The 11,934-nt window shown below is 69.9% G+C and carries 11 protein-coding genes and 1 pseudogene; 5 read left to right on the top strand and 7 right to left on the bottom strand.

What is annotated here, in order from left to right:
- The first annotated feature begins 109 nt into the window (after nt 1-109).
- Nucleotides 110-799, top strand: coding sequence for a hypothetical protein (locus E5N76_RS28980; RefSeq protein ID WP_149541465.1), 690 nt, complete (start codon nt 110-112; stop codon nt 797-799).
- A gap of 155 nt (nt 800-954) precedes the next feature.
- On the opposite strand, the gene E5N76_RS28985 is transcribed toward E5N76_RS28980, so the two are convergent.
- A complete protein-coding gene (locus E5N76_RS28985) occupies nt 955-3,162 on the bottom strand; it encodes a heavy metal translocating P-type ATPase (protein ID WP_235907959.1) in 2,208 nt (735 codons plus the stop codon).
- 78 nt (nt 3,163-3,240) lie between these two features.
- Between E5N76_RS28985 and E5N76_RS28990 the strand changes: the two genes are divergently transcribed.
- Both E5N76_RS28990 and E5N76_RS28995 read left to right on the top strand, forming a co-directional pair.
- A complete protein-coding gene (locus E5N76_RS28990) occupies nt 3,241-3,678 on the top strand; it encodes a MerR family transcriptional regulator (protein WP_149541466.1) in 438 nt (145 codons plus the stop codon).
- A 40-nt stretch (nt 3,679-3,718) separates the two neighbouring features.
- On the top strand, nt 3,719-4,213 hold the full coding sequence (locus E5N76_RS28995; RefSeq protein WP_187830483.1) for a helix-turn-helix domain-containing protein: 495 nt from the start codon (nt 3,719-3,721) through the stop codon (nt 4,211-4,213).
- Between the two features lie 556 nt (nt 4,214-4,769).
- Here the strand turns inward: E5N76_RS28995 and E5N76_RS29000 are convergent.
- Nucleotides 4,770-6,653, bottom strand: coding sequence for an AAA family ATPase (locus E5N76_RS29000; RefSeq protein ID WP_187830484.1), 1,884 nt, complete (start codon nt 6,651-6,653; stop codon nt 4,770-4,772).
- Nucleotides 6,650-7,288, bottom strand: a complete 639-nt coding sequence (locus tag E5N76_RS29965) for a hypothetical protein (protein WP_187830485.1) — start codon at nt 7,286-7,288, stop codon at nt 6,650-6,652. The genes E5N76_RS29000 and E5N76_RS29965 overlap by 4 nt, the downstream gene beginning before the upstream one ends.
- Before the next feature lie 186 nt (nt 7,289-7,474).
- Here E5N76_RS29965 and E5N76_RS30185 point away from each other — a divergent pair, with 186 nt between their 5' ends.
- Nucleotides 7,475-7,666, top strand: a complete 192-nt coding sequence (locus E5N76_RS30185; RefSeq protein ID WP_207792151.1) for a hypothetical protein — start codon at nt 7,475-7,477, stop codon at nt 7,664-7,666.
- Nucleotides 7,667-8,473: 807 nt separating this feature from the next.
- Here the strand turns inward: E5N76_RS30185 and E5N76_RS29005 are convergent.
- The 4 genes from E5N76_RS29005 to E5N76_RS29020 all read right to left on the bottom strand — a co-directional run bounded on the left by E5N76_RS29005 (nt 8,474) and on the right by E5N76_RS29020 (nt 11,287).
- A complete protein-coding gene (locus tag E5N76_RS29005; RefSeq protein WP_149541469.1) occupies nt 8,474-9,154 on the bottom strand; it encodes a hypothetical protein in 681 nt (226 codons plus the stop codon).
- A 257-nt stretch (nt 9,155-9,411) separates the two neighbouring features.
- A complete protein-coding gene (locus E5N76_RS29010) occupies nt 9,412-9,681 on the bottom strand; it encodes a DUF2442 domain-containing protein (protein ID WP_149541470.1) in 270 nt (89 codons plus the stop codon).
- Nucleotides 9,678-9,935 (bottom strand): DUF4160 domain-containing protein, encoded by a 258-nt coding sequence (locus tag E5N76_RS29015; RefSeq protein ID WP_149541471.1) that lies wholly within the window; start codon nt 9,933-9,935, stop codon nt 9,678-9,680. The genes E5N76_RS29010 and E5N76_RS29015 overlap by 4 nt, the downstream gene beginning before the upstream one ends.
- Nucleotides 9,932-11,287 (bottom strand): tyrosine-type recombinase/integrase, encoded by a 1,356-nt coding sequence (locus E5N76_RS29020; RefSeq protein ID WP_149541472.1) that lies wholly within the window; start codon nt 11,285-11,287, stop codon nt 9,932-9,934. The genes E5N76_RS29015 and E5N76_RS29020 overlap by 4 nt, the downstream gene beginning before the upstream one ends.
- A gap of 446 nt (nt 11,288-11,733) precedes the next feature.
- Between E5N76_RS29020 and E5N76_RS29025 the strand changes: the two are divergent.
- Nucleotides 11,734-11,934 (top strand): annotated as a pseudogene (locus E5N76_RS29025) (IS481 family transposase); the annotation flags it as partial.

An 11,934-nucleotide genomic window follows, 5' to 3' on the forward strand; every position in this document is an offset into this window, starting at 1 on the left:
ATCCCCAACATGCCACAGCCGCGCCTTGCGCCGCTGATGCAGGGCTTCGCCAAGGCCGTGGCAGATGCCAACCTCTTCGTGCGAGCCAACGCCGGTTCAAAATGAGGGGATGGGTGAGATTGTACCCGACCAAATCTCAATTCGCATCGAACGTGATGGCACGCCGGCCGATGCTTTTACAGACTCTGTCTGTATGGCTATCCTTGAATACTATGCCTTTGAGGCTGGCGGTGATGGGCGCGAGCAAGCGCTTAAAAACTACAGGCTCTTGGCGCGAAAGAGTTTTCGTGACTTCATTTATACCCAGGTGGGCTTTAGCCCGATTTCGGCCATCCCTGCGCCTTGGCAACAATTCCACGATCGTGTTTCACTGACACACCACCGGGTGCCGCCAGGGTATTTCAGCATCTTTAAAGAGATTGCTGATATTATTGTCACGCTGATCCGAAATGGCGCCAGGATTGGAAACCAATTCGTCCCGGACATAAGTGTGGGAAGCCATTGGGGCAAGCACTGGCGGGATAACAATCTCGAAGCTGCCTACGGCCCTCGAGTGCAGCATGACCATTTCTATCCTGACTATTTTCCGCAGGCAGTATCGAACCCACAGCCCGTCTACTGCTATCCTGACGAGGCACTCGGCGAATTCAGGCGATGGATGCGAGAAGTGTACTTGCCACTGAAGCTGCCTTCCTATTTAGGATCCAAGACAAAACAGGGAGCACTTCCGCCCTCATTCACGGAGATCGCTCTTCGTGCACTCGCTCCAGGCGCCCCTCCAACCAGGGTTTTGAAATAGCGCTCGTCTCAAGAAATCCTAGGCCTTACGCGGCGAGCGTGGCCAGGTGGCAACTGTGAGTATGCAACCGCCACGGACGCCGGGCGTCCTGAGCCGAGTATAAGGGCCCGCCGGCTTCGAACATTGGTTGGGGGCGTGTCGCCACACCGCCACCCTCACAGCCTCGGGGTCCAGCCGAGCAGGCGCAGCGCGTTCAGCGTGACCAGCACGCTGGCGCCGGTATCCGCCAGGATCGCCGGCCAGAGGCCGGTCAGGCCGGCCAGGGTGGTGGCCAGGAACGCCACCTTCAGCCCCACCGCCACCGCCACGTTCTGCCGCACATTCGCCAGGGTGGCGCGGGAGAGCGCCATCAGCTCGGCCACGCCGGTCACGCGGTCCTTCAGCACGGCGGCATCGGCCGCCTCCAGCGCCACGTCGGTGCCGCCGCCCATCGCCACGCCGACGCTGGCCGCGGCCAGGGCCGGAGCATCGTTGATGCCGTCGCCCACCATGACCACCGGCCCGGCCCCGCGCAGCGCCGCGATCTCCCGCAGCTTGTCGTCCGGCAGCAGCCCGGCCTTCACCTCCAGCCCCAGCGCGCCGCCGACCGCGGCGCCGGTGCGGGCATTGTCCCCCGTCAGCATGACAGCGCGCACGCCGAGGGCGGCAAGCGCCGCGATGCCGGCGGCGGCGTCCGGGCGCGGCTCGTCGCGGAAGGCCAGCAGCCCGATCGCCGCGCCATCGGCGAGCACGACGGAGACGGTGTTGCCCTCGCCCTGCAGCGTTTCCATCGCCGCCGCCAGCTTGCCGAGGCCGCCCCGCGCCGCCTCGGCGCCATAGCGCGGGCTGCCGACCGCGACGCGGCGGCCGGCGACGGTGGCGAGCACCGCCCGGCCCGCCTCCGCCCCGGCCCCGGACGCGGGCGGAATGGCGATGCCGCGCGCCGCCGCCGCGGCGGCGACCGCCCTGGCGAGCGGGTGGGCCGAGCCGGCCTCGGCCGCCGCGGCCAGGGCGAGCACCTCCGTCTCCGCCGCGCCCTCGGCGGCGATGATGCGGGTCACGCGCGGCCGCCCTTCGGTCAGCGTCCCGGTCTTATCGAAGGCGATGGTGCGGGCGGCGCCGATCGCCTCCAGCGCCGCCCCGCCCTTCACCAGCAGCCCGCGCCGCGCCCCGGCCGAAAGGCCGGAGGCCATGGCGGCGGGCACCGAGATGACCAGGGCGCAGGGGCAGGCGATCAGCAGCACGGCCAGGCCGCGATAGAGCCCAGTCTGCCAGTCCCAGCCGAGCAGCAGCGGCCCCAGCAGGATCACCAGCGCCGAGACGAGCATCGCCCCGGGGGTCCACCAGGCGGAGAAGTGCTCGACGAAGCGGTGCGTCGGGGCGCGGGAGGCGGTCGCCTCCTCCACCAGGCGGATGATGCGCGCCACGGTGTTGTCGGCGGCGGCGCGCGTCACCCGGACGTGGAGCACCCCCTCGGTGTTGATGGCGCCGGCCAGGACGGCCTCGCCCGGGCCGCGGGCGACCGGCACGCTCTCGCCCGTCACCGGGCTTTCGTCGAGGGCGGAGCGGCCCTCCTCGATGCTGCCGTCGCAGGGCACCCGGTCGCCGGGGCGGATGCGGACCAGGTCGCCCACCGCCAGGCGGTCGGCGGGGACCGTTTCCGTCGTGCCATCGGCGCGGCGGCGGAGGGCGGTGCGGGGCATGAGGCCGGCCAGCGCCCGGATGCCCGCCCGCGCCCGCCCGGCGGCGACGTTCTCCAGCAGCTCGCCCACCGCGAAGAGCAGCACGACGATGGCCGCCTCCTCCGCCGCGCCGATGACGACGGCGCCGAGGGCGGCGGTGCACATCAGGGTCTCGATCGAGAAGGGGCTGCCGGCCCGGGCCAGGGCGATGGCGCGGCGGCCGAAGGGGATCAGGGCCAGCAGCGTGGCGGCGAGGAACAGCCAGTGCTGCCCCTGCGGCAGGATGAAGGAGAGCAGGTAGGCGCCGCCCACCAGCCCGCCCAGCGCCCAGACGAGCATCGCCTTGCCGGTGCGCCACCAGGGCTTCCCGGCCTCGGCGGGATCGTCCGCATGCCCACCATGGGCATGGCCGTGACCCCCGGCCTCGCTGCGGTCGGGGCCGGCGGCCCCTGGAACGGCCGCGGACCCGGCCGCATCGGGCGCGGGCAATGGCGCCGCCTGGTAGCCGAGCGCCGCGACCTCCTGCTCCACCGCCGCGACCGAGGCGCCGGGTGCCAGGGAGACCGTCAGCCGCTCCGCCATCAGGTTGACCTCGACCTGCGAAACCCCGGGAAGCCGCTCGACCGCCCGCGTCACACTGGCGACGCAGGCGGCGCAATCCATGCCCTCCACCCGCCATTCCCGCCTGATCGTCTCGCCCATGGCCGTGCCCGCTTCCTTGCCGCGGCTGGGGAGATGGGACCTCTAGCGACTGGAGGTTCAAGCCCCCATCTCGGTCCCATGACGACGCTGTCCATCGGCGACCTGGCCCGGGCGACCGGGGTGAAGGCGACCACCATCCGCTGGTATGAGGGCGAAGGGCTGCTGCCCGCGCCGGCGCGCTCCGAAGGCGGGCACCGCGCCTATGCGGAGGCGCATCTCCGCCGCCTGGGCTTCATCCGCCATGCCAGGGAGCTGGGCTTCCCGATGCCGGCGATCCGCGAGCTGCTGGAGCTGGCGGACCATCCGGAACGGGACTGCACGGCAGCGCATGGCGTGGCGACGGCGCAGATCGCAGCCATCGACGCCAAGCTGCGCCAGCTCATGGCGCTGCGGGCGGAGCTGACGCGGGTGGCGGAGGCCTGCCGCGGGGGCCGGGCCGATGAGTGTCTGATCCTGGAGGTGCTGGCCGATCACGAGCATGGGCATTGTGCCGACCCGGAGCATGGCAGGGAGTGACGGTACAGCTTCAGATAGTACCGGCGCTATACCGAGTACGATGCTGGAATCCGAGGATGCTGTAGGCGAGCGCTTCAGCGCAGCAGCATGCACGGCGCGCCAGGCGCGCCACCCCATTCCAGCCTCCGAGGACCGCATGTCGGACGACCAGAAGCCCCCGAGGCTCCTGCTGCAGCGCGAGGCCGCGGCCAAACTGCACTGTTCGGTGGGCACCATCGCACGCCTCCGGCGGGAGGGGATACTGGCCTACATCCCGGGGCGGCCGGTGCGGATCTCTGCGGAGGACGTGCAGAAATTCAAGGACGAGCAAATCCGCCGTGAGCTGGCGCTGGAACCCAACCCGAGGCGAAAGAGCCGCTTCGCCCAGGATGCCACTCCGGAGCAGGTGGCCGAGGCGGCAGAGGCCAGAGCGAAGCGGAAACTGCATCAGCGGATAAAGTGGATGGTGCTGAAGCGCCGGATGCAGGTCGAACTCGCGCGCAAGCGGGAGCAGGAGCAGGAGGAGCGGGAGAAGACGGCGCGCAAGAGGCGCTGATTTGGCTCGGTGTGGCGAGGCGAACCGGAGGGAAATGGCTCACCGATCCAAATCGGCCGAAATGGCTATTTCGCAAGCAGGGCGCGCGGTCTGTAAGCCATATGGCGAGGCGATACGGGTCGGTTTTCCCGATTTCGCGTCGTCCAGGATGGGCGACTGTCGGCCTACAGCAGCCCGGACTGTCCGCGGACAATCCCGGACAGTCCGCCCGGACCCGGGGCGGACGGACAGGACAGATCCCTAGTATCTGTCCGTCTGTCCGGTCCTCGCATGGGTGCTGGCGCCGCTAGTCCAAAATGCCCTGGTGCTCGAACTGGAATTGTGGGCTTGGCGCTATCGCGCAGCGGGGAGCCACACCCACCCGTCTCGGAGGGCAATGCAGCCCGCATCGCGCAAACCCGACAGGGCCCGGCGATGCACCCGTGCCCTATCTGCGGGTTTGTCCGCCGTCGACAGCCGGCGGGCATCACATTCCTCGCGCAACCGATCCTCGCGGATGGCTGCGGCGCCGCCGGTCTCGACGCCGGATGGTGCCTCGCCCTCAACTGTCACGAGTTCAGCGAGAACGTCCCGCACCGCCGCGGCAGTCTTCGGAACCTTCGTTGTCGCGGACACTGGCGCCACCGAAGGTTCCGCGATGCAGGTCCAGATCGCGTTGCCGTCTTCGTCCTCCCCCAGATCGATCGATCGAGCGGAGCCGGAAGGCGAGGGCGCGACCATCGGCGTCGTCCTTCGCCGCTTCGATGGTCGCGGTACTCGGCTCCGCCCTTGTCGTGCCCTTCTCCACCTTCACGACGAGGTCCGCAGCGCCGGCCAGCGCGCCAGAGCCGCGGAGGTCGCCGCCGTCCTTGCGGCCATGGTGGATCACCAGCACATGCGCGCCGGTCTCGGCGCGAAGCCGGTCGAGGTTCGCCACGAAGCGGCCCATGTCCTGCGCGGTGTTTTCGTCGCCGGCGCCGAAGGTGCGGGCGAGGGTATCCACCACGATCAGCTCCGCGCCCATTGCGAGGGCGGCTGTGGTGAGATCCTGCAGATCCTCGCCGGGCGGCCCGATCGTGACCGGCTGGGCCAGGTAGCGAAGCCGGTCGCCTGGGCTCCCCAGCTCACGGGTGAGGGCGCCGATGCGCCCCCTGAAGCCGCTCTCGCCCTCAGCGGCGACATACAGGACGCGCCGCGGCCGCTTCACCCGGAAATCCCAAAGGTCGTCGCGGCCGAGCGCGATGCACCAGGCGATGCGGAGCGCGAGAAAGCTCTTGCCGGTCTTCGGCGCGCCCCACCACACGGAGAGCTCGCCCTCACCCAACAGGGGCTTCACGATGTAGCGCCGCGGCGGAGCGTCTGCAGCGTCAGCAGCCGTCCGCAATTGCAGCCGGCCGAAGCGTCCGGTGCGCGCCGCCGCTTCGGCCTGCTCCCGCATCTGCGCGACGATGGGCGCGAATTCCGCCTGCACGCCGCCGTACCAGCCGGCGGCGCGGGCCATGCGCTCGAGCTGTGGCCAGCCGGCGGCGAAGGGCGGCAGCACCCGTGCCCATTTGTCGTCGAAGTCGATATGGCCGCCCCCGCCGGCGCCTTCGCCGGTCCAGCGCTCGGTCCACTCGCGCGCCAGGGTCTCGCCATCGTCTTCGAGCAGGCCGGTGGCCGCGCCTTTCCAGGCAGCAATGCCGGCGATCCAGTCGTCATAGCCGCCGGTGTTGGGCACGTGCGGCGCGGCTTCCAGCAGCAGCTCGGCTGACGGCGCGCGGAGGCCGGCCTGGTCCACCTCGTGGCGGCCGGTTCCTACTGCCGCGGTCGCGCGCTGGACGACCTCGCCGCCGAGCTCCCCCACGGCCACCGCCACGGCGGCGAGGTAGGCGTCGATCTGCTCGGCGGTCACCTCGACCAGGTCGAAGGCCAGCGGCTGGCCCTCGGGCCAGGCGTAGGGCCGCCCCGTGCCCGGGTGAACCCCTTCGCAGACAAAGAACTGCCCTTCGCCCAGGATCTCCACGGCGTGCGGCGTGTCGTCGCCCGGCAGCCGAAAGGCGAAGCGCCGCTTCGCGATGGCTTCGCCCGATGCGGCCGCATAGAGCAGGACCCGCTTCGGGGCCCGGCCGATGCGCACCGCGCCGGAACCTAGCATTTCCACGGCGAGCGCCGCGAGCAGCGCCGCCGTGCGCTCGTCCAGCACGTCGATGTCAACGGCGATCCAGCGCCCGCATTGGATGCCGACGCCGGCGCCCATGGCGTCCCAGGTGGCGTGGTCGGCGGAGGTGGCCTGCTTGCCGTGCCGGCCGATGTAGCCGTGCCATTCGCCGCGGCCGGTCCGCAGCCCGGGCACCTTGCCGCGCTGGCTGGGCGGCACCTTGCTGCTGACCGTCAGGGCGACGTTGGGCGGGATGATGGGGAGCAGCGCAGGACCGAAGCCCCGGGCCGCCCAGCGGGAGAAAGCGCCGCCCGTGCTCATGCCGGTGCGCCATTCGCTGGCGGCGCCATCAGCAGGCGGAGCTCGGCGCGGCGCTGCTCCGGCTGGTGGCGCCATCCGACGCAGTAGGCCTGGCCTTCGCCGAGCAGCGAGATCGAGCAGGGCAGACCGTCCATTTGCCATTCGATGTGCTCAGGGTGGACGACACCCTGCGGGGTCGAGCGCCGTATCAGTAGCAGCCGGCCGCCATGCTCCTCCCGCACCGGCCGCATGCCCCCCAGGATCCAGGTCGCCAGATTGATGAGGTCGGCGCGGACCTTGTGGTCCAATGCGGAGATGGCAACCGCAGGGTACGTGCCGGCGCGGACACCAACCCAGGCACCCATCGCCCCCCAGACCTCGAAGTCATCCGGGGTTGCAGGGGCCCGATTCTCCCAATCGTGCAGGGGCGCCCAGAAGCCATCGGCTCGCCGAGTGGCGACGGGAAAGCCGTCGCCGGCATCAAAGAGGGGGACGTCCTGGGCGAATGGAGCGCCGAAGGGAGGGAGTGGAAGCAGGGCGGGCCCGAATCCTCGTGCCGCCCAGCCATCGAACAGGTCGAGTGTTGGCGGAAGCGGCAAGCGTGCGGCCGCCGCCCACGCCTTCAGTAGGGCTTGATCGTGCGCGGGCGCAGTCATGGCATCCACTCCGGCTGCCGCTGTGGCAAAGCCGCGCATTCCCACGTCCGCGCCAAGCCTTCGGACTTGCGGATGACGTCCGCAACGGCTTTGCACCGTGCATTCTCCTCGGCGTGTTGACGGCCGACGAGGAAGCCGATTCGCCTCGCTATCGCGGTGACGACGGCTTCCGGCCGGAGGTGGTAAGTGGCAGCCACGACGCTGGCGCCGGCTTCTGCCGCGGCGCCCGGGCTTAAAGGCGTTGGGGGCATCGGGCTCGGCGGCGGACGGCCGCAGCGGCTTCGCCGGCGGGATTCCTGCGCCATCGAGGGCGCGTTCATGTGCGTGCGCGATCACCATCGCCAGATCCCGATCCCGGCGCTTCCGGGCCAGCTCTGACGCCCCGGCGTATTCCCGGTACAGCCTCGCCAGCGCATAGGCCAGCATGCCCGGATGGCCTCCGCAGGGATGGGCCTCGATCAGGCGGCGAGCTTCTTCCCCGTCGTGACCAGCGGGTGACGATGGCCACCAGTCAGGCGCGCGGGCTCCCCGCCACCGCGCAATGCACCATCGGCGCGGGCGCAGGCCCGCGGCGCCAATGACGGCGGGCGGGTTGGAATACAGGGTGTTCACAGGTTCTCTCCGCTATTTGCGGAGCGAAGGTGCTTGCGTCAGGCAGAAGCCGCGGCTATTTGGCCGCCTTGGCAAATATGGCTTTCTGACCCGTCGGGCGCCTGCGCTCGGCGGGTTCTTTTTCAGGCGGGGATGGACGCGCAGCGCTGCGCCAGTTCGGCGGCGCGGTGCTGGAAGGTCCGAGCGGCGGCCCATGCTTCGGCAGCGCCCAGCGGGTAGAGCACGCGGCGTGGGCCAATGCGCGTGAAGGGCGGGCCGTCACCGCTGACGCGGTAGCGTTACAGCGACCGACGGGAAATACCGAAGCGTTCGGCGAACTCGGCTTCGGAGAGATATACCGGCATGAGGTGGCCTTTTGCAGCGGCGGCACGCCATGCACCGCCTTCTTTAGCCAGCTTGCTGGCTGGCCTCCTCTGCTTTCACCCTCATTGTTTGCGCCGAATTTCGAGGGCGCTTTCAGCGGCGCCAGAGGAAGCCGATTCGGGCCGTCACCGCGTCGAGGTTTGCGGGATCGGCGTTGTCGGCGAGTTTCCTGGGCTCCTGGCCCGCGTATTTTGTTTCGGAAGCGAGGCGTCAATCTTCGGGGGTGCGCTTGGCCAATAACCGGCGCACAGCCGCCTCGACTGCTCCCCGCTGTAAGGGCGTAAGGTCGCGCTTCGCACGTTCCCACGCCCCCTTTTCCTGCCTCGCCCCGCTCGCTGCGAGAATCGCAAGTTCGATCTCCACGTAGCCTCGCGGCGGCCGGTTGCCCTTCAGGCCGAGTTTCTCCAGGACCGACATCGCATCGGCGCGGGTCCGGGCGCTCCCTTCTCGTGCGCGGGCGCACAGCGTGCGGCCGGCAACCGACGCCAGCATGACCGCCGACGTCCGCGATATGGGATCCTCCCTGACATGGGTTACCGCCCCGGCGCACAAGACGTTAGGGAGCGGGCTTCCATCTGCCAGCCTTGCAACGCTGCCGCCGAGATAGGAAGCCGCCTCTCCGCCAATCGCATGGCGGAGCATGTCCAGCGCGATGCGTATCGTCCGGCGAGCAATCTCACCCCGGTCCGGGTCACTCCCTGCAAGCCCCTGCGGGTCGATCGGTCCCGGCTTTTTCTGCCCTGCTTCGAAAGCGATAGCCTGCCGCACGGCGTCCCGACCGAGCGATTCGACGAGGGTTCCGATGCCCCCGCCCAGCCTGCCGAGGACGCTATCGGGGCTGTCGGCGATCCGTGAAGCGGGCCAGCCGCCCGTTGAATCGGAAGGTGCCAATCGCGCCTCTCTGCCTGCGCGCTCTGCATCTGGAACGGCAGGGCAGCCCGGTGCAGAGATCCGGACGTCCGGTGGCCAAACCTAGCCCTGCCCCGTAACGATATAGGGTGCCCCAGGCAGGGGCGCCAGCCCCATCCCCCTTGCGCTTGTTCGGCTAGCGTTCCACATCCGCCGCGGCGGGGGGGGCGATTGCTTACTCCACGGGTTTCCGGCGGCTGCACCCGCCGAGCCTCGGCCGGCCGCGGGCCCGGCAGGGATCACGCGGCGGCGGAACTGCGTCCCTCGATTTCCAGGCGCAGCGCATCCGCGCAGAAATCCACCGTATCGCCGGCACCATCCGGCCATTCAACCGACCGGCCACGCGGCCCGATGCGCACAGCCTCCGGCGCCGCGGCGATCGCCGCATAGACGCCGCCACGCGCGACCAGCGGCGCGAAGTCCGCGATCCCTTCCAGCCCATCGGCGAAGCGCAGCCGGAGACGGAAGCCCGGCTGCATCTCGGCTGCCACGATCCTCTGCATGCTCATCCTCCGATCTTCCCCGGCGGCTGCCCCTGCCGGCACCGTACCCAGGCGAGCGCCAGCTCGGCCTGCTTCGCCTGTGCCCACGCCAGTACGGCGCGGCGTTTCGCGGGCGGCAGGTCGCCTTCTATCACCGCCAGGTCGACCAGCCGTACGCGCATCTCTTCGTCATCGGCGAGGGCGTGGAAATGCGCCGGCTCGTGGTCGTTGTAGTAGAACACGATCCGCACCCCCGCGACGATGGCGACCACCGGCATCATGCGCGGAGTGCCTTTCTACCCCGGTGCGCGGCGAGGTCCGCGACGTTCGCCGCCTTCTCCCCGCCCTCGCCGCAGGCCAGGACGTGCGTTCCCCAGGCTTCCAGCGCGGCCTTCCGCTCTTCCAGGAATTCGCCGCGCTGGTAGATCGCGGCGACGCCCTTGATCGTGCCCTGTACGTGGTTCAGCAGCCGGTCGGCGACATGCGGCGGGAAGCCGGCGCTGGCGAGCCAGGTTACGCCGCTGCGGCGGAAGTCATGCAGGACCCATCCTGGCACAGGCTCTGGGGGCGGGTCGCCCGCCTCGGCTGCCGCCTTCAGGCGGGCGCGGGCAATCGCCAGGTCCAGCTTGCGTTTGATCCACGAGTGCGAGCTGATGGCCTTGTTGCCGGGCACCCCGAACACCAGGCGGTCCGCCTTCGGCAGGGGCGGCAGCGGCTTGTCAGCCTCGGCGCCGAGCATCTCGCGCAAGATCCCTCGGGCCGGCTCGCCCAGATGCACGACGTGCGCCTTGCCGTTTTTCGTCCGGGTGCCGGGCTGGATCCACACGGAAAGGTCCGGTGCCACCTCGCCCCAGGCCATCGCGGTAACCTCCTCGCGTCGCGCCAGCGTCAGCATCAGGAAGCGGACCAGGGATCCGTATGGCGGTTCCAGATCCTCGGCGGCGCGCCAGACCGCACCGATTTCCCCTGCGGCCAGGGTGCGCTCCCGCGCCACGTCGCGGCCAGGCGCCGGGGCTGCCTCCCACGGATTCGCGGTGCCTTCAGGCAATGAGCCTCGGCGCAGTGCCCAGCTCCACATGGCCCGAGCATAGTCTCGCACCCGGCGGGCCGTCGTCTCGCCTGCTTCCGCCGCCTTGTCCAGGACATCGGCGGCTTCGCGCCGGCCGATGGCGGTCGCCGGCCTCGCCGTGATCGGCCCGAGGTGCAGGCGCAGGCGGGACAGCACGTCGCGCCGGGTCGCCGGCCGAAGCGAGGCGACGTGCTTCTCGGCATAGAGGTCGATCAGCGCCTTGACGGTGAAGCTATCCGCTTCGGCGTTGATCCGCGCCTCGCGCTCCGCTGTCACGGTTGCTGCTGCGAGGCGCTTGCGCTCGCCCCAGGGATCTCCTCCGGCCCTGACAAGGCCGCGGAGCTTCTCCGCCTCACCCCGAGCTTTGGCGGTCGTCATCTCCCCGAAGCGGCCCAGCGTGACCCGGCGGATACCCCCGCCGTAGCGATACTGGAACATGAAGAGTGGCACGCCGCCGGCCTTGAGCCGCGCCATGAAGCCGGGCAGGGCATCGTCTGCGACTCGGATTTCCGCCTTGCCTTCCGGGCAGCGCAGCGCCGCAACCGATCGATCCGTTAGCCGCATCGTCACCCCCGCCTGAGTCCCCGAGCATTGCCCTAAGGGGACTCACTGGGGACTCACCAACCTGACGCATCCTGGCGCCACATGGCGGTGTGTATCGGCTTCGCTTGCCAGAAAGCAAGGTACTAGGCCGGATTTGGTGAGTCCCCGGCGGCATGTGTCGCCTTCTGTCGGCTTGAGATAGCGGTTTTGTAAACCGAAGGTCGGGGTTCAAATCCCTCACCCGGCACCAGGAATCCCAACGGCTCGCGGAGAGCGGCCGGGCGGGTGGCCAAAGCTGGCCGGATGCGCGAGCCGAACCGGGGGCGGTCGGGCCGCCCCTGGCCTCGCCCACCCGCCGCGACCCGGTATCCTCCCCGCCGAGCCGTCCATCCCCGGATGTGGCGCCCTAGGTGTGCAGTCCCGGGGAGTAGTGGTGCATCTTTGACCCGCGAGGGGGAGGATGCCCTGTGGCAGGCGGTCTTCACGGTTCAGCCCGAACGACGCCGCGTGTTCGAGCCGAGCTCCAAGCGTCGCAAGAGAGCGGCAGGACCCTGGCCGCCCGCTACGGGCTGAACCCTAAGACGGTGGCGAAGTGGCGCGCCCGGACCGGCACGTCCGATGCTCCGATGGGGCCCGGCCAGCCCCGAAGCACCGTCCTGACCGAGGCC

The organism is Siccirubricoccus phaeus (genome assembly GCF_008360935.1).
GTDB classification, from domain to species: domain Bacteria; phylum Pseudomonadota; class Alphaproteobacteria; order Acetobacterales; family Acetobacteraceae; genus Siccirubricoccus; species Siccirubricoccus phaeus.